At 62.2% G+C, this 19,068-nt stretch carries 17 protein-coding genes; 4 read left to right on the top strand and 13 right to left on the bottom strand.

The annotated features are described in order from the left end of the window. Window positions 1-21: 21 nt before the first annotated feature. From ACVWSC_RS14745 to ACVWSC_RS14720, 6 genes are all read right to left on the bottom strand, one after another. Window positions 22-1,044 (bottom strand): ABC transporter permease, encoded by a 1,023-nt coding sequence (locus ACVWSC_RS14745; protein ID WP_442114233.1) that lies wholly within the window; start codon window positions 1,042-1,044, stop codon window positions 22-24. Next, on the bottom strand, window positions 1,044-2,102 hold the full coding sequence (locus tag ACVWSC_RS14740) for a microcin C ABC transporter permease YejB (protein ID WP_442114232.1): 1,059 nt from the start codon (window positions 2,100-2,102) through the stop codon (window positions 1,044-1,046). Before ACVWSC_RS14740 ends, ACVWSC_RS14745 begins: the two co-directional genes overlap by 1 nt. Next, window positions 2,099-3,967 (bottom strand): extracellular solute-binding protein, encoded by a 1,869-nt coding sequence (locus ACVWSC_RS14735; protein WP_442114231.1) that lies wholly within the window; start codon window positions 3,965-3,967, stop codon window positions 2,099-2,101. Before ACVWSC_RS14735 ends, ACVWSC_RS14740 begins: the two co-directional genes overlap by 4 nt. Before the next feature lie 9 nt (window positions 3,968-3,976). Further along, window positions 3,977-4,258, bottom strand: a complete 282-nt coding sequence (locus ACVWSC_RS14730; protein WP_133212906.1) for a peptidylprolyl isomerase — start codon at window positions 4,256-4,258, stop codon at window positions 3,977-3,979. 82 nt (window positions 4,259-4,340) lie between these two features. Continuing rightward, window positions 4,341-5,408: a 3-deoxy-7-phosphoheptulonate synthase gene (locus ACVWSC_RS14725; protein ID WP_442114230.1), complete on the bottom strand. Its 1,068-nt coding sequence runs from the start codon at window positions 5,406-5,408 to the stop codon at window positions 4,341-4,343. A 553-nt stretch (window positions 5,409-5,961) separates the two neighbouring features. Beyond that, a complete protein-coding gene (locus tag ACVWSC_RS14720; RefSeq protein WP_442114229.1) occupies window positions 5,962-6,627 on the bottom strand; it encodes a response regulator in 666 nt (221 codons plus the stop codon). A 178-nt stretch (window positions 6,628-6,805) separates the two neighbouring features. Between ACVWSC_RS14720 and ACVWSC_RS14715 the strand changes: the two genes are divergently transcribed. Beyond that, on the top strand, window positions 6,806-7,447 hold the full coding sequence (locus ACVWSC_RS14715; protein ID WP_442114228.1) for a response regulator: 642 nt from the start codon (window positions 6,806-6,808) through the stop codon (window positions 7,445-7,447). Between the two features lie 159 nt (window positions 7,448-7,606). Here ACVWSC_RS14715 and ACVWSC_RS14710 read toward each other — a convergent pair whose 3' ends face one another. Both ACVWSC_RS14710 and exaA read right to left on the bottom strand, forming a co-directional pair. After that, the gene (locus ACVWSC_RS14710; RefSeq protein ID WP_442114227.1) at window positions 7,607-8,245 is read right to left on the bottom strand and encodes a pentapeptide repeat-containing protein; all 639 of its coding nucleotides are present in this window, start codon (window positions 8,243-8,245) and stop codon (window positions 7,607-7,609) included. Window positions 8,246-8,328: 83 nt separating this feature from the next. Continuing rightward, complete coding sequence (gene exaA / locus ACVWSC_RS14705) at window positions 8,329-10,140, bottom strand: quinoprotein ethanol dehydrogenase (protein WP_442114304.1); 1,812 nt, start codon at window positions 10,138-10,140, stop codon at window positions 8,329-8,331. Between the two features lie 319 nt (window positions 10,141-10,459). Here exaA and pedF point away from each other — a divergent pair, with 319 nt between their 5' ends. Beyond that, window positions 10,460-10,897, top strand: a complete 438-nt coding sequence (pedF, locus tag ACVWSC_RS14700) for a cytochrome c-550 PedF (RefSeq protein WP_442114226.1) — start codon at window positions 10,460-10,462, stop codon at window positions 10,895-10,897. A gap of 70 nt (window positions 10,898-10,967) precedes the next feature. Here the strand turns inward: pedF and ACVWSC_RS14695 are convergent, their stop codons facing one another. The 3 genes from ACVWSC_RS14695 to ACVWSC_RS14685 all read right to left on the bottom strand — a co-directional run bounded on the left by ACVWSC_RS14695 (window position 10,968) and on the right by ACVWSC_RS14685 (window position 14,743). After that, complete coding sequence (locus ACVWSC_RS14695; RefSeq protein ID WP_476461698.1) at window positions 10,968-12,119, bottom strand: acyl-CoA dehydrogenase family protein; 1,152 nt, start codon at window positions 12,117-12,119, stop codon at window positions 10,968-10,970. Between the two features lie 16 nt (window positions 12,120-12,135). Further along, window positions 12,136-13,206: an enoyl-CoA hydratase/isomerase family protein gene (locus ACVWSC_RS14690; RefSeq protein ID WP_476461697.1), complete on the bottom strand. Its 1,071-nt coding sequence runs from the start codon at window positions 13,204-13,206 to the stop codon at window positions 12,136-12,138. Window positions 13,207-13,417: 211 nt separating this feature from the next. Beyond that, complete coding sequence (locus tag ACVWSC_RS14685) at window positions 13,418-14,743, bottom strand: MFS transporter (RefSeq protein WP_476461696.1); 1,326 nt, start codon at window positions 14,741-14,743, stop codon at window positions 13,418-13,420. Between the two features lie 161 nt (window positions 14,744-14,904). Here ACVWSC_RS14685 and ACVWSC_RS14680 point away from each other — a divergent pair, with 161 nt between their 5' ends. After that, entirely contained in the window at window positions 14,905-16,005 is a 1,101-nt protein-coding gene (locus ACVWSC_RS14680) for a sugar diacid recognition domain-containing protein (RefSeq protein ID WP_476461695.1), read from the top strand. Between the two features lie 104 nt (window positions 16,006-16,109). Then, a complete protein-coding gene (locus ACVWSC_RS14675) occupies window positions 16,110-17,255 on the top strand; it encodes a glycerate kinase (RefSeq protein ID WP_476461694.1) in 1,146 nt (381 codons plus the stop codon). Here the strand turns inward: ACVWSC_RS14675 and ACVWSC_RS14670 are convergent. After that, complete coding sequence (locus tag ACVWSC_RS14670; protein ID WP_476461693.1) at window positions 17,246-18,208, bottom strand: site-specific integrase; 963 nt, start codon at window positions 18,206-18,208, stop codon at window positions 17,246-17,248. The genes ACVWSC_RS14675 and ACVWSC_RS14670 overlap by 10 nt on opposite strands. A gap of 83 nt (window positions 18,209-18,291) precedes the next feature. Then, the gene (locus ACVWSC_RS14665; protein ID WP_476461692.1) at window positions 18,292-19,059 is read right to left on the bottom strand and encodes an SDR family NAD(P)-dependent oxidoreductase; all 768 of its coding nucleotides are present in this window, start codon (window positions 19,057-19,059) and stop codon (window positions 18,292-18,294) included. Window positions 19,060-19,068: the final 9 nt, after the last annotated feature.

The raw sequence follows: 19,068 nt of genomic DNA, 5'->3' as shown, positions 1-19,068 counted from the left end.
CCTGAAGATCAAAAGGGGCGATTATGCCCGTGGATCGAAGGCTTCGCGCAAGGCATCGCCAATGAACACCAGCAGCGACAGAATCAAGGCCAGGGCAAAAAACGCGGTAAAGCCCAGCCACGGGGCTTGCAGGTTCTGCTTACCCTGGTTGACCAGCTCACCGAGCGAGGCGCTACCGGCGGGCATGCCGAAGCCGAGAAAGTCCAGGGCGGTGAGGGTGGTGATGGCCCCGGTGAGAATGAATGGCAGGTAAGTGAAGGTGGCATTCATGGCATTGGGCAGGATGTGCCGCAGAATCACGCCGCTGTCCTGCAGGCCCAGTGCCCGCGCGGCCTGTACGTACTCAAGGTTGCGTCCGCGCAAGAACTCGGCGCGGACCACATCCACCAGTGCCAGCCAGGAAAACAGCGCCATGATCCCCAGCAACCACCAGAAGTTGGGTTCGACAAAACCGCTGAGGATGATCAGCAGGTAGAGCACCGGCAAGCCCGACCACACCTCCAGCAGGCGTTGCCCGATCAGGTCGACCCAACCGCCGTGGTAGCCCTGCAAGGCGCCAGCGGCGATACCGATCACGGTGCTGATCAGCGTCAGTGCCAGGGCGAACAGGATCGACACCCGGGTGCCGTACAGCACTCGCGCCAGCACGTCGCGCGCCTGATCGTCGGTGCCCAGCCAGTTGACCGCTGACGGCGGGCTGGGCGTGGGTTGCTGCAAGTCGTAGTTGGGCGTATCGGCGCTGAACGGGATGGGCGCGAACAGCATCCAGCCGTTCTGTTCCTTGATCAGTTGCTGCACATACTGGCTGCGGTAGTCCGGCTGGAACGGCAGTTGGCCGCCGAAGGTCTGTTCGGTGTAGCGCTTGAACGCCGGGAAGTACAGCTGCCCTTTGTAGCCCATCAGTAATGGCTTGTCGTTGGCCACCAGTTCAGCGCCCATGCTCAGGATCAACAGGGCGATGAACAACCACAGGGAAATCCAGCCACGGCGGTTGCGGCGAAAGGCGTGCAGGCGCCGACGTGAAATGGGCGAGAGGCTGAACATCAGTGGGCCCTCGTGGCAAAGTCGATGCGCGGATCGACCAGGGTGTAGCACAGGTCACCGATCAAACGGATCAACAGGCCGAACAGGGTGAAGATGAACAGTGAACCGAATACCACCGGGTAGTCCCGCGATACCGCGGCTTCGTAGCTCATGCGCCCCAGGCCATCGAGGGAGAAGATCACCTCGATCAACAGCGATCCGGCAAAGAACACGCTGATCAGCGCTTGGGGAATGCCGGCCACCACCAGCAGAATCGCGTTGCGAAACACATGGCCGTACAGCACGCGACGCTCGCTCAAGCCTTTGGCGCGGGCGGTAATCACGTACTGACGGGTGATTTCGTTGAGGAACGCGTTTTTGGTCAGCAAGGTCAGGGTCGCGAAGCCGCCGATCACCAGAGCGCCGACCGGCAGCACCAGGTGCCAGAAGTAGTCGGCCAGCTTGCCCAGCAGGCTCAATTGATCGAAGTTTTCCGAAACCAGGCCACGCACGGGGAACCAGTTCAACGATGTGCCCCCGGCAAACACTACAATCAACAGCAAGGCAAACAGAAACGAGGGCAGGGCATAGCCGATCACGATCAGGCTGCTGCTCCAGGCATCGAACGCCGAGCCGTGGCGCACGGCCTTGCGGATGCCCAGCGGAATCGACACCAGGTAGGTAATCAAGGTGGCCCAGAAGCCCAGCGACAGGGTCACCGGCATTTTTTCCAGAATCAGGTCAGTGACCTTGGCGCCTCGGAAGAAACTGTTGCCGAAATCCAGGCGCGCGTATTGGTTCAGCATCAGCCATAGGCGTTCCGGTGCCGACTTGTCGAAACCGTACTGACGCTTGATGTCTTCGATCAGCTTGGGGTCCAGGCCACGGCTGGCCCTGGAACTGCTGTGCACAGTTTCCACGCTGGCGCCCGGCGCGCCGCCACCAATGCCTTGCAAGCGCGCGATGGCCTGTTCCACTGGTCCGCCCGGTGCGGACTGAACGATGACGAAGTTGACCAGCAGAATGATCAGCAAGGTCGGGATGATCAGCAGCAAGCGGCGCAGGATGTAAGCCGTCATCGCGGCTCCTTGAGGCGCTCGGCCATCTGCACATTGGTCAGCGCCGTGGGGCTGACTTCCCACCAGCTGTCCAGACCTTCGTCGTTACTCGGCTGCACCTTCGGCAGGCCGAAGCGGTTCCACCACACGGTCGAGCTGCCGGGGGGGTAATAGTTGGGAATCCAGTAGTAGTTCCAGCTCAGCACCCGATCCAGGGCATGGGCATGGCGCAGCATGTCGGCCTTGGTCTCGGCTTTGACCAGGCCGTCGAGCAGGCGGTCTACCGCCGGGTCCTGCAGCACCATGTAGTTGTTCGAGCCCGGGTCGCTGGCCGCCGCCGAGCCAAAGAAGTTGTACAGCTCAAGCCCCGGCGATGGCGTTACCGGGTAGCCGGTGACAATCAGGTCATAGTCGCGGGCCATCAGGCGATTGACGTACTGCGAGGCATCGATGCGGCGGATCTCCAGGGTGATGCCAATCTGCGCCAGGGTACGTTTCCAGGGCAGTAGCAAGCGCTCGAATCCGGCCTGGCCGTTCAAGAAGGTGAACTGCAGCGGCTCGCCCTGGGCATTGACCAGCTGATCGCCTTGCGGCTTCCAGCCGGCAGCCTCGAGCAGCGCCAAGGCCTGCAATTGCTTGTCGCGAATCAGCCCCGAGCCGTCGGTGCGCGGTGCTTCGAACACCTGGCTGAACACCTCATCGGGCACCAGGCCGCGCAACGGTTCAAGCAGCTTGAGCTCTTGTGCATCCGGCAAGGCGCGGGCGGCCAGGGCACTGTTGGCGAAGAAGCTCTGCTGGCGGATGTACAGGTTGCGCATCATCTGCCGGTTGCTCCACTCGAAGTCCCACAGCAGGGCCAGGGCCTGGCGTACCCGACGGTCTTTGAACACCGGGCGCTGCAGGTTGAAGACAAAACCCTGGGCGGTTTGCGGAGCGTCCTTGGCCAGTTGCGCGCGTTGCAGGCGGCCGTCGTCGAGCGCCGGGCTGTTGTAACCGATCGAATAGCCGGTGGCGGAAAACTCGCGGTTGTAATCAAAGCCGCCACCGCGCAGTACCTGACGCGCCACCTCGGTATCGCCGAAGTACTCGATGCGCAACTGATCGAAGTTGTAGCGCCCACGGCTGACCGGCAAATCACGCCCCCACCACTGCGGGTTGCGTTCAAAGGTGATGCTGCGGCCGTTATCGATCCGCCCGACACGGTAGGGGCCGCTGCCCAAGGGCGCCTCGAAACCACCACCGCTGGCAAAGTCGCGGTCTTTCCACCAGTGCTCAGGCAACACCGGCAGGGTGGCCAGGTCCAGCGGCAGTGTACGGTTCTGGTTGCTCTTGAACAGAAAACGCACCTGGCGCGGGCCTTCGATTTCTACTTTGTCGACCTCGGCGAACTGCGTCCGGTATTTCAGGCTTCCCTGATGCATCAGCAGATCAAAGGTGTAGCGCACATCTTCGGCGCGAATCGGCTGGCCATCGGCAAAGCGTGCGAGGGGATCAAGGTAGAAACGCAGCCAGTGCCCGTCGGGGTCGCGCTCAAGGCGCTGGGCTACCAGCCCATACACGGTGTAGGGCTCATCCTGGGCGCGTATCGCTAATGGCGCATACAACCAGCCATCGACCTCGGCAACACCGATGCCTTTATCGATGTAGGGCAGCACATGGTCGAACTGACCGATCTCGATGGCCGAGCGGCGCAGACTGCCGCCTTTGGGCGCGTCAGGGTTAACGTATTCGAAGTGTTGAAAGTTGGCGGGGTAACGCGGTGCTTCACCATAGACGGTGAGGGCATGCCCGGGCGCCGCCATCAGCAGGCCCGGGCAGGTCAGCAGCAAGCATGCCAATAGCAGGCCGGGTAAGGTTACCCGGCGCGCCACGGCAACAGGCCGCATCGGCAGGACTCAGTCCTGACGGCTGGTCACTTCCAGCAGGTGGTAGCCGAACTGGGTTTTGACCGGGCCTTGCACCACGTTGAGCGGGGCGCTGAATACCACGGTGTCAAACTCCTTGACCATTTGGCCCGGGCCGAACGAACCCAGATCGCCACCCTGACGGCTGGACGGGCAGGTGGAGTTGGCCTTGGCAACTTCGGCGAAATCAGCGCCGCCTTCGATCTGAGCTTTGAGTTCGTTGCACTTCTCTTCGCTGCTGACGAGGATGTGGCGGGCAGTGGCTTTTGCCATGGGAAAGTCTCCTGGTGAATGAACGGCAAGCCTAGCGCAAATGTCACTGCAATGCTTCTGCTTCTTGGCGTCTAACTGGAGTCTACCGAGCCAGTGCTTCACTGGCCTGCAGCAGCATCTGTTGCGTCGATGCCCAACCCAGGCAGCCGTCGGTAATCGACACGCCGTACTTCAGCGGCGCTTTACCCAGTGCCTGGCAGCCATCGAACAGATGACCTTCGAGCATCATGCCGACAATCGACTGATCCCCGGCCAGGCGTTGGCGCAGGACCTCGGCGAATACTTCAGGCTGGCGCAGCGGGTCTTTGCCGCTGTTGGCATGACTGCAATCGACCATGATCCGTGCAGCCAGCCCGGCCTTGGCCAGGCCCTGACGCGCTTGGGCGATGCTCGCGGCGTCGTAGTTCGGGCCTTGATGGCCGCCGCGTAGCACCAGGTGGGTGTCGGGGTTGCCCAAGGTTTCGATAATCGCCGGGTGGCCCTGCGCATCGATGCCGAAATGGCGGTGCGCATGGGCAGCACTGCGGATCGCGTCGCAGGCAATGGCAACGCCGCCGTCGGTGCCGTTCTTGAAACCGACCGGCAGGCCCAGGCCGCTGACCATCTCGCGGTGGATCTGCGATTCGGTGGTGCGTGCACCAATCGCCGCCCAGCTGAGCAGATCGTCGAAGTAGCCAGCGGCCATCGGCTGCAGCAGCTCGGTGGCAATCGGCAAGCCGCGCTCCAGCATACCCAGCATCAGCCCACGGGACAGGGCGATACCGGCGTGCATGTCGTCACTGCCATCGAGGTGCGGATCGTAGGCCAGGCCTTTCCAGCCGACGGTGGTGCGTGGTTTTTCCACGTAGGCACGCATGACCAACAGCAGTTGGTCGCTGACGTCGTCACTGAGGGCTTTGAGGCGGTCGGCGTATTCAAGGGCCGATTTCGGATCGTGTATCGAGCATGGGCCGACGATTACCAGCAGGCGCTGATCACGGCCTTCAAGGATGGCGCGTACAGCCTGGCGATGCTGTTCGACCTGATGGCCAAGGGCGCAGCTCAAGGGCATCTGTTGCTTGAGCAGGTGGGCGCTGGGCAGACGTTGGCTGACAGCAGTATTGGCGGCTTGCGGTTGGGTCAGGGGCAGAGCGAGCGAAGACGTTTGCATGGCGATTATGTTCCCTGGGCGGACGGCGGGTTCTGACCCGCGCGGTCGGCCCTATCGAAGTGTTCGACAAAGATCCGGATTTGCATTGTGTGTAGTTGTGCCACCTGTGCTGGACCGGTCGGAGGCGGCAAACTGGCCCGAACGGGATTGGCTAAATCGCCAGGCGGTAAAGCTTGGGTAACGGTAATAAGTGGCGTAGTTCATGGAGTAATCCTCGTTATCTGTTCGGTTGTCCGGGGGCCTGAAATGCAAAACCCCCGGTCGGGGGGCCGACCGGGGGTTGAGTATTCTCGTGTTCGGCGGCCCCTTGAAAGTGGGCGCCGGTGTGGGTATCAGCGGCGCCTGTGGCTAAACCAATACCCAAAATAAAATGCAGCTGGAGCGATTGTCGCGCACTCGGCCACAGCCAGCAGGGGACGCGATGGGCGACCTGCGTGTTGTGCGTGAGTGAGGGTGGATGGCGACATGGGACTCTCCAAGTGATGGTCCTGAGCTTACTGCAGGCACAGGCACGGTTTCAATGGCTAATTTGCATAACGGCGATTACTGCCGACTATCGTCGCAGGTAAGCGGAGAAATCGATGTCGCCTGCGCTAAGGATCGCCTGCACACGGTTGTGCACATTGAGCTTGCGCAGAATCGCCGAGACATGCGCTTTGACGGTGGTCTCGGCGATGTCCAGGTTGTAGGCGATCTGTTTGTTCGATTCGCCCTTGCTCATGCGCTGCAGCACCAGCAACTGCTTGCGGGTCAGCGCCTGTAGCAGTTCCGGGGCGAACGGGGTGTGTTCGCTGTGGCTGCGGCGGCTGTTGGCGCTTTGTGTGCGGATGATGTCGGGTGGCAGGTACACGTTGCCATTGAGGATCTGTTCGATGGCGTCGGTCATTTGCGAACGCGGCGACGACTTGGTGATGAAACCCACCGCGCCATAGGTAATGGCTTGCAGGACGATCTGTTTGTCCTGTTCGGCCGAGACAATCACCACCGGTACCGTCGGTGCACTGTTGCGCAGGTTGATCAGGCCACCCAGACCGTGCATGCCCGGCATGTTCAGGTCGAGCAGGATCAGGTCGAGGTCGTCATGCTCGGCAGTCAAGGCCAGGGCGCCGTCAAGATCGGCGGTTTCCATCACCTCACTGCCTGGAAAACCATCGCTGATCACACTGTGGATGGCTTCGCGAAACAACGGGTGGTCGTCGGCGATCAGAATCTTGTACATGGCTTTGCACCTTATTGTTGTGGTTGTTGCTGCACCCTTGCATTACAGGCCAGCTATAGCGCTTTGGAAATGCGACCATCGACAACGCAAACAGTACCAAAGTAGTAGGCCGGGGGGCAGGGGGGCGATTTAGCATGGATGCAACTTGCCAGGGCAGAGCCACGAAGGAGGGGCCGGGATGGCCATTTTACTGGTCGACGACCACCCGATGCTGCGTTTGGGGCTGGCCCGACTGCTGTCCCAGACGTTCGAGGGGCTGGCGATCATTGAGGCTGGCAGCGGTGAAGCGGCGCTGCTGAAGGTGGCCGAGCAGTTGCCGGGGCTGGTGATCATCGACTTTGACCTGCCGGGCATCAGTGGCCTGGAAACCACCCGGCGCTTGCGTCAGCGTCTGCCGCAACTGCGGGTGCTATTTTTCAGTGAGCACACGGAGCTGGGGTTGGTGCGCCAGGCTCTGGATGCCGGTGCTTGCGGTTATCTGTCCAAGGCCGCTGAACCTGAGGTGGTGCTTGAGGCAGTACGCCGGGTGTTGTGCGGGCAGGCTTACATCGAGCAGCCGCTGGCCACCGCGCTGGCGGTGCAGGCGTACGGCGGGCAAGCCGCGCATGCCTGTTTGCAGGACCTGACCGCGCGTGAAGTCGAAATCTTCCTGATGTTGGCCAAAGGCAGCTCGAATCGTTTGATTGCCCAGCAGCTGTGTTTGAGCAACAAGACCGTGTCCAATTACCTCACCATCCTCAAGAGCAAGCTGCAGGTCAGCTCTCAGGCCGAAATGGTTCACCTGGCCATCGAGGCTGGCCTGTTGCGCGTCGCGGCTTGATTCCGGCTGTTCACGGGTTGTCGGCTTATCTGTTTGATGAGGTGGCTGGGTCGTCCCTAACGGTGGGAGCGGGCTTGCCCCGCGATCTGGCGCGATACCGCAAATCGCGGGTCAAGCCCGCTCCCACTGGGACAAGCCCTACAGTCTGAATGAATAACCTTAGTTCCAGCTGTCGGGACAGCCCTGACAGCCTTCCATATTGCTGTCTTGAAAGTTGGCGTAGTGCTGGCGGCTGCCGCGCAGGTCGGCACGCTCAAGATTGCTTTCACCCAGCTTGGCCTCTTGCAGGTTGGCGTCAGCCAGGTTGGCGCCTTTGAGGTCGGCCTTGCTCAGCCAGGTCATTTCCAGGTCGGCGGCCTGCAGGTTGCTGTGGTGCAGCCGGGCGCCGGAAAGGCGGGCAAACTCCAGGTAAGCGGCGCTGAGGTTGGCGTTGTCGAAGATGGCGCCTTGGGCGAACAGCCCCCAGCCTTGTACCGCGATCAGGGTGGCGTCTTGCAGGTTGGCCAGGCGCAGGTTGCTTTGTTGCAGGCTGGCGCGGGTGAGGTTGGCGCCTTGCAGGTTGGCCTTCTCTAGGTTGGCCAGGTCCAGGCGCGTGTGGCGCAGGTTGGCGCCACGCAGATCGGCACCGGCCAGATTAATCTTGCGCAGGTCCTGGTTGCTCAGGTCAGCACCACGCAGGTCGGCGTTGGCGCATTGGCTTTCCGGGGCGAGGACGCAGCCATTGAGGATCGGTGCCTCGTCATCGCTGGCGAAGGCGGGGGAGAGGGTGAAGGCCAGTAGTAGCGGTAGGTAGTTCATGTGCGGCTCCTTGGTGGGGCGCTTTCGCGGAGCAAGCCCGCTCCCACTGGCTTCGGTGGGAGCGGGCTTGCCCCGCGAGGGTTTCAACGCTGCGCGGTCTTGCTATCCCAGGCCGGGATCTTGAACACCCAGAAAGAACCACCCTGTGCCACCGGCTTGGTCAGTTCTGCCATGTCGCCTCCCCACAGCGGCACTGCACCGCCATAGCCAACGGTCACACCGATGTACTGCTCACCGTCCTGCTCCCAGGTAATCGGCGGCGAGACAATGCCGCTGCCGGTCTGGAATTTCCACAGTTCTTCGCCGGTCTTGGCATTGAAGGCCTTGAAGTAGCCATCGCCGGTGCCGGTGAACACCAGGTTGCCTTTGGTTGCCAGTACCCCGGCCCACAGTGGCAGGCGTTCTTTGTGTTCCCAGACCATTTTCCCGGTGGTGGGGTCCATGGCTCGCAGCGAGCCGACGTGGTCTTCATACATGCGCTTGATACGGAAGCCCATGCCCAGGTACGCCGAACCTTTCTTGTAGTTCACTTCCTCAGTCCAGTATTCCTCTTTCCACTGGTTCGACGGCACATAGAACAGTCCGGTGTCCTGGCTGTAGGCCATCGGGTTCCAGTTCTTGCCACCAAGGAACGGTGGCGAAACTTCGACCGGCTTGCCTTTGGTCTGCCCCGGTTCAGGCTTGGCCGGACGCTGCCCCGGGTTTTCTACCGGGCGCCCGGTGTCCAGGTCGATGTGGCTGGCCCAGGTGATGTTGTCGGCGAATGGGAAGGCGTTTTTCAATTTGCCGTTGGTGCGGTCGACCACGTAGAAGAAGCCGTTGCGGTCGGCATGGGCGGTGGCTTTGTATTGCTTGCCGTCTTTGCCTTTGTAGTCGAACAGCACCAACTCGTTGTTGCCGGAGAAGTCCCAGGCATCGTTTGGGGTGTGCTGGTAGAACCACTTCACTTCGCCAGTGCTCGGGTCAACGCCGACCTGACCTGAGGTGTAAAGGCTGTCGTAGTCGTGGGGATTGCCGTCTTTGGAGGTGCGCGCCCAGGTGTTCCAGGGGCCGGGGTTGCCTGCGCCAACGATGATGGTGTTGGTTTCGGCATCGAAGCTGGCGCTCTGCCAAGGCGCGCCACCGCCATGGCTCCAGGCTTCGACCTTGCCGGTTTCGGTGCTCGGATCATCCGGCCAGGACGGTGCTTTGACATCGCCCGTCGGGGTGCTGTCCTTGCCGTTCAAACGCCCCATGTGGCCTTCAACGAAGGGCCGCATCCAGACTTCCTCGCCGGTATCCGGATCACGGGCGAACAGTTGCCCGACAACGCCGAACTCATCGCCGGAACTGCCGTGAATCAGCAGCACCTTGCCGCTCTTCTGGTCTTTGACCAGGGTCGGGGCGCCGGTCATGGTGTAGCCGGCACTGTGGTCACCGAACTTTTTCTTCCACACCACTTTGCCGGTGTCTTTGTTCAGGGCGATGACCTGAGCGTCAAGGGTGCCGAAGAAGATCTTGTCGCCATAAATCGCTGCGCCACGGTTGACCACGTCACAGCAGGGACGGATGTTGTCTGGCAAACGGTGGTTGTAAGTCCACAGGCGTTTGCCGCTCTTGGCGTCGAGGGCGAATACCCGCGAGTAGGAACCGGTGACATAGATGACGCCGTCGTTGACGATGGCCTGGGACTCCTGGCCGCGCTGTTTTTCATCGCCAAACGAGTACGACCAGGCCGGGGTCAGCTTGAACACGTTGCTGTCGTTGACCTGGGCCAGCGGGCTCCAGCGCTGGGCATTGGTGCCCATGCCGTACTGCAGGACGTTGCCGGTGCTCTTGTGGTCGTCAGCAATGTCCTCCCAGCTCACCGGCGTCGCACTCGCGGGCACGGCCAGGGCGAGGCCGGTGAACAGCATGATCGCCTGCACAGCGCAAGACAGTGGAGAACGTGGGTCGGGTACCGATCTTATTGTCATGGTTGGAGTTCCCAGAGAAGGTTTTGGCCTGCTTAGCCTGGAACCTTGGCCCTGAGGGTTAAACGGAAAAATTCCCGCTATTGACGGGAAAATTTCCCAAACGGCGCATGATTTGGCACTGCTCCACAAGCGTTACGACCAAGGGAGTAGAACGCGGCCCCTAAAGCAGCATGGGGCCTGTTGTTGCCTCGGCCTAGGCTGGCGGACACCCTTTCAGCAGAGAGGGGTTCGCGTGCAAACAGCAGTCGAGGGCAGAACAATGACAACAGCAAAAAACGCCTGGGCGGGCCTGATCGTGACGGGTTGCCTGATCAGCAGCGGCGCCGTGTTGGCACATGGCAACGTCACACCGACGGCGGTCAATACCGGAAACCTGGAGAAACTCGGCGAGCAGTGGCGTGCAGAAAATCCCTACCGTAACAGCAAGGACCATGACGAAGCGGTGTCGATTGGCGCCTCGGCTTACAACCAGAACTGTGCCGCCTGCCATGGTCTGGAGGCCAAGTCGGGTGGTATCGCACCGGATCTGCGCCTGTTGGATGAAGGCGCGGCGGGGGATGAATGGTTTGTCGAACGGGTGCGCAACGGGGCCGTGCGGGATGGCCGGGTGTACATGCCGAAGATGGCTGACTACCTGAGCCAGGAGGCGTTATGGGCGGTGCGCAGTTACCTTGATAGCGTGCATGTGGACGAGTAGAACAGCTTTTTCCGCGGGGCAAGCCCGCTCCTACCGGGTATGGTGGGAGCGGGCTTGCCCCGTGATGCGGCTACAACGCGTAATGCTTAAGCTCACGAGCAATCAACATCCGCTGAATTTCACTGGAGCCTTCGTAGATCTGGGTAATCCGCGCATCGCGGTAATACCGCTCTACCGGATAGTCTTCCAGATAACCATACCCACCATGCACCTGAATCGCCTTGGAGCAGACCCGCTCAGCCATTTCCGAGGCAAACAGCTTGGCCTGTGACGCTTCGCTCAGGCACGGCTTACCGGCACTGCGCAAACGTGCCGCATGCAGGATCAGCAGGCGTGCGGCGTTGATCTGCACCTGCATGTCGGCCAGCAGGTTGGCGATGCTCTGGTGCTCATTGATCGGTTTGCCAAACTGCACCCGGTCACGGGCATAGGCCAGGGCCGCTTCGAACGCCGCGCGGGCAATGCCCAGCGCCTGTGCGGCAATGCCGATGCGCCCGCCTTCAAGGTTGGACAAGGCGATCGCCAGGCCTTTGCCGCGCTCACCGAGCAGGTTGGCAGCGGGAATTCGGCAGTTGTTCAAGGTCACCGCGCAGGTGTCGGAGGCGCGGATGCCCATCTTGTGTTCGCTGCGGTCAACCACGAAGCCTTCGTTGTCGGTCGGCACCAGGAACGCCGAAATACCTTTCTTGCCCAACTCAGGGTCCGTCACCGCAAACACGATGGCCAGGCCCGCGCGGCGGGCGTTGCTGACGAACTGTTTGGCGCCGTTGATGACCCAGTGATCACCCTGCAATTGCGCACTGGTGCGCAGGTTGTGCGCTTCAGAGCCCGCTTGCGGCTCGGTCAGGCAGAAGCAACCGATCACCTCACCGCTGGCCAGACGCTCCAGCCAGGTCTGTTGTTGCTCGGCGCTACCGTAGGCGAGCAGCGGGCCGCAGCCTACCGAGTTGTGGATGCTCATCAGCGCGCCCGTGGCACCGTCGCCGGCGGCGATTTCTTCTACTGCCAGGGCATAGGCGACATAGTCGGTATAGCTGCCGCCCCATTGCTCGGGCACCACCATGCCGAGCAGGCCCAGCTCGCCCATCTTCTTGACCACTTGATCATCGATCCAGCCGGCTTTTTCCCAGGCCTGTGCGTGGGGCGCGATTTCGCCACGGGCAAAGTCGCGGGCCATGTCGCGGATCATGATTTGTTCTTCTGTCAGTTCCAGGTCTTGCATCTGCGTACTCCAGGCCTCAGAGGCCTTCGAAGAATTGATCCACCCGCGAACGTTGCAGGCCGGCCAGGGTTGGCGGATTCCAGCGCGGTTGCTTGTCCTTGTCGATGATCAGCGCACGCACGCCTTCGATCAGGTCACCGTGCTCGAACCATTGCTGGTCCAGGTGTAGTTCCATCTTGAAGCATTCTTCCAGGCTCAGGTGGCGGCCGCGGCGCAGCATCTCCAGGGTCACTGCCATCGCCAGCGGCGAGCGGGTGTCGAGCAGGTCAGCAGTCTTCAGCGCCCATTCGTGGCTGTCGGCTACCGTCACCGCACGCAGTTGTTCAACGATACTGCTGACTTCAGGCAGGGCAAAGAAGTGGTCGATGGCCGGGCGCAGTTTGGCCAGTGGTGCATCGTCGAGGCTTTGCGTGCCGAGTTTGGCCATCACCCCTTGCAGGTCTTTGAGCGGGTAATCGCTGAAGGTCAGGGCATCGAGGCGTTCATCGAGTTGCGCCAGCTTGCTGCTGTCGATGTACCAGTCAGCCAGACCACAGTACAGGGCGTCGGCAGCCTGGATCTGCACGCCGGTGACGCCCAGGTAGGTGCCCAGTTCGCCGGGCACGCGGGAGAGGAAATAGCTGCCGCCGACATCGGGGAAGTAACCGATGCCGACTTCAGGCATGGCCAGGCGGCTGCGCTCAGTGACCACCCGCAGGTCTGCGCCCTGGGCCAGGCCCATGCCGCCACCGAGGGTGAAGCCGTCCATCAGGGCCAGAATGGGTTTGCGGTAATGATGGATGCACAGGTCAAGGGCATATTCCTCGACGAAGAAGTCACGGTGCAGGCTGTCACCGGCTTTGTAGCTGTCGTACAGCGAACGGATATCGCCACCGGCACAAAAGCCCTTGGGGCCTTCACCGCGCAGCACGACGGCTTGCACTTCGGGATCGTTGGCCCAGGCGTCGAGCTGGGCCTGCAGGCGGCGCACCATGTCCAGGGTCAGAGCGTTGAGGCCGGCGGGGCGGTTGAGGGTCAAGTGACCGATATGATTACGGACCTGAGCCAGAATGGGCGCTTCAGTCGGCGTTTGAACGTGCGCGGTCATTGCTTTCTCCCTGCATTGTTATTGATTTTCCGCTAGAGGATCGCCGGATCCTACCAGTGCAAATTTGCTCAATACAATCGATAAAACTGCAGGGCGAATCTGCATATTTGCATAAGCGACTGTGGGAGCGGGCTTGCCCCGCGATTGCGGTGTATCAGTCACATCGCATCGCGGGGCAAGCCCGCTCCCACCGACAGCAAGCCCGCTCCACCTACACCGGTTGGCTCACCGCGCTGGGCACGCGCGAGGCGCGCAGGGCCACCAGGCTACCGACGACGATCAGGGCCGCCAGCGAGTACAGGGCCGCATCGGTCGAGCCAGTCTGGTCTTTGATGAAACCCACCAGATACGGGCTGAGGAAGCCGGCCATTTGCCCGACCGAGTTGATGATCGCCAGGCCCGCCACCGCAGTACCGGCACTGAGCAGCGCGGTGGGCATCGGCCAGAACATCGGCAAGCCGGTGAGGGCGCCCATGGTGGCGATGCTCAGGCCGAGAATGGCCAGCACCGGGCTGTGGGCGAAGTTCACCGCCATCAGCAGGCCGACAGCGCCCATCAGCATCGGTACCACCAAGTGCCAGCGCCGTTCATTGCGCAGGTCGGCCGAGCGCCCCACCAGCAACATGAACACGCCCGCCAGCAGGTACGGGATGGCACTCAACCAGCCAATCAGCAAGGCATCGCTGAAGCCGAGGTTCTTGATGATCGACGGCAACCAGAAGTTGATCGCATACACACCACTCTGGATGCAGAAGTAGACGAAGCCGAAGGTCCAGATCATCGGGTTGGTGAACACCGACAGCAGGCTGTCACTGGCGGTTACCGGCTTGCTGGCGGCATCGACAGTCAGGTCATGCTTGATCATTTCACGCTCGGCCGGGCTCAGCCATTTGGCCGTGGCGTAGCCGTCGCTGAGCAAAAACACCGCCATGATGCCGAGAATGACCGTCGGGATTCCTTGAATCAGGAACATCCACTGCCAGCCCGCCAGGCCATGCTGACCGGCGGCGAAGTGGTTGAGGATCCAGCCGGAGAACGGCCCGCCGAGCAGCCCGGACACCGGGATCGCCGACATGAACAGGGCCATGATGCGCCCACGGCGGGTAGCCGGGAACCAGCGCGAGAGGTACAGCACAATACCCGGGAAGAAGCCCGCTTCGGCCGCACCGGTAAACAGGCGCAACACGTAGAACTCCATCGGCGTAGTGACAAACAGCAGGCAGGTCGACAGCGTGCCCCAGGCAATCATCATCAGCGCGATCCAGCGCCGTGGCCCGAAGCGGTTGAGGGCCAGGTTGCTGGGCAGGCCGCACAGTACGTAGCCGATAAAGAAAATACCGGCGCCGAGGCCGTAGATGGTTTCACTGAATTTCAGGGCATCGAGCATCTGCAACTTGGCAAAGCCAACGTTGACCCGGTCCAGGTAGTTGAACAGGTAGCAGATGAAGATAAAGGGGATCAGCCGCAGGGTGATGCGCCGATACAGCGCATTGCGGGTGTCGTCTTGGCCTTGGTCAGGGGCAGGGCTGTATGACATGATTTGCTCTCTTCGTTTATTTTTATCGCCGCAGTCTGCGTCAAGGCAACTGCTGCGATGAGTCTCGGTGAGCGGACCGTGGCTGTCTTTGTGCTTGTGCACAGCATTTCTGGCGGCCTGCTGTGCCGCGGACCAATCATTGCGACAACAAGGATCCTCCCATGTTCGAACTGGACCATGATCTGGCGCAAGACATCGTTGATCGGGCGATGGCGATTTTGCCGTGCAACGTCAACGTCATGGACAGCCAGGGCCTGATCCTCGGCAGCGGTGAGCCGGAACGCATCAACACCCGTCACGAAGGCGCGCAACTGGTGCTGGCCAACGCGCGGATCGTCGAGCTGGATGTGGAAGCCGCCAAATGCCTGAAGGGCGTGCAGCCGGGCATCAACCTGCCGCTGATGCTCGACGGACGCTTGATGGGGGTGTTGGGCCTGACCGGCGATCCACAGCAGCTACGTACCTACGCGCAATTGGTGTGCATGACCGCCGAAATGCTGTTGGCCCAGCGCCATCTTCAAGTCGAACAGCAATGGCGGCGCCAGCGCTGCGACGATTTGCTCGCGTTGCTGCTGGGTGGTACCGGCGATTCACCACGGCTGGTGGATGAAGCACGCCAATTGGGGCTCAAACCACAATTGCCGCGGGTGCCGTGCCTGTTCGAGCTGGAAAGCGGGCCGCCCTCGGAATCGCTGGCCAGTTGGTTGATGAGCCGCTATCCGGACAGCTGGTGCGTCAGCCCGGCCCGTCAATCCTTGCTGTGGTGCCGCCCGGCCAGCGTGACGCTGGATGAGCCGCGCCTGCTGGAAAAACTGCAGCGCCACGGTTGGCAGGTACAACGCCTGGCCATCGGCTCGCCAACACAGAGTCTCGAGCAGTTGCGCCGAGGCTACCGGCGGGTCCGCGACCTGTTGGCGTACGGCCGTGAGGTACTGCCTGGCGAGCAGCTTCTGACCCTGCAGCGCTATCGCCTGCCCGCGTTGCTGTGGCGTCACCGCAACGATGATGCACTGGACGAACTGCTCGAACCCCTGCAACGCATCCGCGCCAAAGACGCCAGTGGCCAACTGCTCGCCACCTTGCGCGCCTGGTGCGCCCATGATGGCCAGAGCCAGGCCTGCGCCGACGCGCTGGGCATTCACCGCAACAGCCTGCGCTATCGGTTGGAGCGGATTGCCGAGTTGAGTGAAGTCGACCCGCTGCGCCTGGAGGGCATGTTGAGCCTGTACCTGGGCTTGCAGTTGCTTGCCGCCGACGCCTGACTGGGCAAACTGACCAAAGCACAGGCAGCAGGTTTGTGCATCTGACAGGAGATCAGCCCCGGTCTTGCTGGCAGCATGCAAGGATCTGCAGCAGGAGAATTGCCATGAAAATCGTCATCGCCCCCGACTCGTTCAAGGACAGCCTCAGTGCCGAAGGCGTGGCTGAGGCCATCGACCGTGGGCTGGCCGAGACCTGGCCGCAGGCGCAGTTGGTCAAATGCCCGATGGCCGATGGCGGCGAAGGCACCATGGAGGCGATTGTCGCGGCCTGCCACGGTGAGCTGCGCCAGCAACAGGTGCAAGGCCCATTGGGCGAGCCAGTTCTGGCGGGCTGGGGCTGGTTGGCCGAAAGCCACACGGCGATCATCGAAATGGCTCAGGCCAGTGGCTTGCAGTTGCTCGCCGTTGGCCAGCGCGATGCCTGCCGCAGCAGCACCTACGGTACCGGTCAACTAATTGCTGCGGCGCTGGATGCCGGCGCACGGCGCATCATCCTGGCCATCGGCGGCAGCGCCACCAATGACGCCGGCAGCGGTATGTTGCGCGCCCTCGGTCTGCAGTTGTTCAACGCCCAGGGGCAAGCGCTGGCCGAAGGCGGCCTGGCCCTGGCCGGGCTGGCCCGCCTGGATGCCAGCGCGCTGGACCCGCGGCTGGCCGAGGTGCGTCTGGAGGTGGCGGCGGATGTCGATAATCCGCTGTGTGGCACTAACGGAGCCTCGGCGATTTTTGGCCCGCAGAAAGGTGCCAGTCCCGAGCAGGTGCAGGCGCTGGATCAGGCCCTGGGCCATTTCGCCGATCATTGCGCTGAGCTTTTAGGTGAGGATGTGCGCGAGTTTCCTGGCTGCGGAGCCGCTGGCGGCATGGGCTTTGCCGCCAAGGCCTTCATGCAGGCGGCGTTTCGCCCTGGCATCGAGGTGGTTGCTGAGCTGGCCGGGCTGGAACAGGCAGTGCAGGGCGCCGACCTGGTGATTACCGGCGAAGGGCGCTTCGATGCGCAGACGCTACGTGGCAAAACCCCCTTCGGGGTGGCACGCGTTGCCCGGCGCCATGGCGTGCCTGTGGTGGTGATTGCCGGGACGCTGGGAGACGGTTACGAGCAGTTGTACGCCCATGGCATCGACGCCGCTTTTGCCCTGACCAGTGGCCCCATGAGCCTTGAGCAGGCGTGCGCCCAGGCACCCGTGTTGCTACAGGCGCGGGCCCGGGACATTGCGCGGCTGTGGCGCTGCGCACGCAGCACTCAGGATTGAGTCAGGCGTTGCGGCTGGGTGAGGCTGGCACTGTCGAGCAGTGCCAGCTCGCCAAACGATGCCGAGGCATCGATGTAGCGCAGGGCTGATTTGGCATCCTTCCAGCCGACATGGCTCATCAAGGCCTTCAGCTCCCAGCCATTGCTGGTCGCCCAGGTGGCAAAGCCACGGCGTAGCGAATGACCGGTATATAAAGCAGCAGGTACGCCACCGCGCTGCAGAATACGCCGCAGCAGGGCAATCAGGCTGTTGCTGTTCAGTGCCTCAGCGCCGAGATTGCCCCAGCGGTCGAGTTTGCGGAACACCGGGCCGTGGGCGATACCGGCCACCTCGATCCATTGCAGGTAGGCCTGTACCGGGCACAACACTTTGAGGGCAGGCGCCTGATGGCGCACGCCCAGCGCTTCACGGTCACCTTTGCTGCGTGGCAGGTAAATCGACAGGCCTTTGCCTGCCTGCGCTTGAATATGCTCGACCTGCAATCGTGCCAGTTCATCACCGCGAAAGCCGCGCCAAAAGCCGATCAGTAACAAGGCGACATCTCGGCGTGCCCGTAACAGGTCGGGCAGGTGCTGCTGGGCACGGGCTTGCGCGGCCTCGGCTTCAAGCGCGGCCACCGCCTGCTGCAAGTGCTGGATCTGCAACGGCGCCGCTTGCCGTGGCTCGGCCGGGTGCAAGGTGCGGATACCCTTGAGCACCTGGCGCACCACCGGCGCTTTGGTCGGATCGGGAAAGCCCTGGCTGACATGCCATTGACCCAGCGCCGCCAAGCGTTGCTTCAAGGTGCTGATGGCGTGGGTGTTGGCGTGGTCAACCAGGTAACGGGCAACGCTGTCGGCGGTGGCCGGAAGAAACCCGCCCCAGCTCACTTCGAAGTGTTCTATCGCCGCCTGATAGCTGCGTCGGGTGTTATCCCGGGTCGCCGCCTGCAGGTAGCGTTCGAGGCTGTTCATGGTCGCCGTGGTTCATGTGCTGTGGTGTGTGGTGATGGTAAGAACTTCCTCTGGGGAATGCCATTAAAAGCTTGTGCGCGGCCTTAGAGGCTACCCACCAACTGCCCGCCATCAACAGCCAGCACCGCCCCGGACATGTACGCGCCCGCGGCACTGGCCAGCAACAGGAACGGACCGTCGAGTTCTTGCAGTTGGCCGATACGGCGCATAGGCACTGCTTGCTTGATGTAGGCGATGCCCGCGTCGCTGTCGAAGAAGGTGTCGGTCATTTCGGTCTTGAAGTAGCCCGGGGCAATGGCGTTGACGCGGATGTCGTAGCGCGCCAGTTCCAGTGCCAGCGACTTGGTCAGCTGCACCACCGCGGCTTTGGCTGCGCAGTAGTGGCTGTAGCCGGTGCCCACACGCAGGCCGAGCATCGAGGCGATGTTGACGATGTTTCCCGGCCGCTTGGCCTTGCTCAGGCGTTGGGCGGCGCACTGGGCTACGCGCCAGACGCCGTCGAGGTTGGTCGAGAGCATGTTGCGCCAGTCTTCTTCGCTGATGTCGAGGACCCGCTGGCTGTTGCCGATACCGGCATTGTTGAGCACCACATCGACCGCACCAAAGGCTGCTTCGGCGGCATCGAAGGCGGCCTCGACGCTGGCACGGTCGGTGACATCCATGGCCACGGCCAGGGCCTGGGTGCCGCTGCGTTGCAGTTCTTCGGCCAGTTGCTGCAGGCGCTCGACCCGGCGTGCGGCGAGCACCACATGCGCACCCGCGGCAGCGGCGACGCGCGCCAGGTGTGCGCCGATGCCGCTGGAAGCACCGGTGATCAGCACCACGTGGTCGTTGAGAGAGAATGCGTTCATCTGTAGTCC

This window comes from Pseudomonas sp. NUPR-002, from assembly GCF_056322725.1.
Note: the sequence above shows the minus strand (reverse complement) of the source record. Positions and strands in the feature narration are given on the sequence as shown.

Bases quoted from the DNA above. Each gene is read 5' to 3' on its own strand.
- ACVWSC_RS14745 (WP_442114233.1), bottom strand. From the start codon at position 1,044: ATGTTCAGCCTCTCGCCCATTTCACGTCGGCGCCTGCACGCCTTTCGC.
- ACVWSC_RS14740 (WP_442114232.1), bottom strand. From the start codon at position 2,102: ATGACGGCTTACATCCTGCGCCGCTTGCTGCTGATCATCCCGACCTTG.
- ACVWSC_RS14735 (WP_442114231.1), bottom strand. From the start codon at position 3,967: ATGCGGCCTGTTGCCGTGGCGCGCCGGGTAACCTTACCCGGCCTGCTA.
- ACVWSC_RS14730 (WP_133212906.1), bottom strand. From the start codon at position 4,258: ATGGCAAAAGCCACTGCCCGCCACATCCTCGTCAGCAGCGAAGAGAAG.
- ACVWSC_RS14725 (WP_442114230.1), bottom strand. From the start codon at position 5,408: ATGCAAACGTCTTCGCTCGCTCTGCCCCTGACCCAACCGCAAGCCGCC.
- ACVWSC_RS14720 (WP_442114229.1), bottom strand. From the start codon at position 6,627: ATGTACAAGATTCTGATCGCCGACGACCACCCGTTGTTTCGCGAAGCC.
- ACVWSC_RS14715 (WP_442114228.1), top strand. From the start codon at position 6,806: ATGGCCATTTTACTGGTCGACGACCACCCGATGCTGCGTTTGGGGCTG.
- ACVWSC_RS14710 (WP_442114227.1), bottom strand. From the start codon at position 8,245: ATGAACTACCTACCGCTACTACTGGCCTTCACCCTCTCCCCCGCCTTC.
- exaA (WP_442114304.1), bottom strand. From the start codon at position 10,140: ATGCTGTTCACCGGCCTCGCCCTGGCCGTGCCCGCGAGTGCGACGCCG.
- pedF (WP_442114226.1), top strand. From the start codon at position 10,460: ATGACAACAGCAAAAAACGCCTGGGCGGGCCTGATCGTGACGGGTTGC.
- ACVWSC_RS14695 (WP_476461698.1), bottom strand. From the start codon at position 12,119: ATGCAAGACCTGGAACTGACAGAAGAACAAATCATGATCCGCGACATG.
- ACVWSC_RS14690 (WP_476461697.1), bottom strand. From the start codon at position 13,206: ATGACCGCGCACGTTCAAACGCCGACTGAAGCGCCCATTCTGGCTCAG.
- ACVWSC_RS14685 (WP_476461696.1), bottom strand. From the start codon at position 14,743: ATGTCATACAGCCCTGCCCCTGACCAAGGCCAAGACGACACCCGCAAT.
- ACVWSC_RS14680 (WP_476461695.1), top strand. From the start codon at position 14,905: ATGTTCGAACTGGACCATGATCTGGCGCAAGACATCGTTGATCGGGCG.
- ACVWSC_RS14675 (WP_476461694.1), top strand. From the start codon at position 16,110: ATGAAAATCGTCATCGCCCCCGACTCGTTCAAGGACAGCCTCAGTGCC.
- ACVWSC_RS14670 (WP_476461693.1), bottom strand. From the start codon at position 18,208: ATGAACAGCCTCGAACGCTACCTGCAGGCGGCGACCCGGGATAACACC.
- ACVWSC_RS14665 (WP_476461692.1), bottom strand. From the start codon at position 19,059: ATGAACGCATTCTCTCTCAACGACCACGTGGTGCTGATCACCGGTGCT.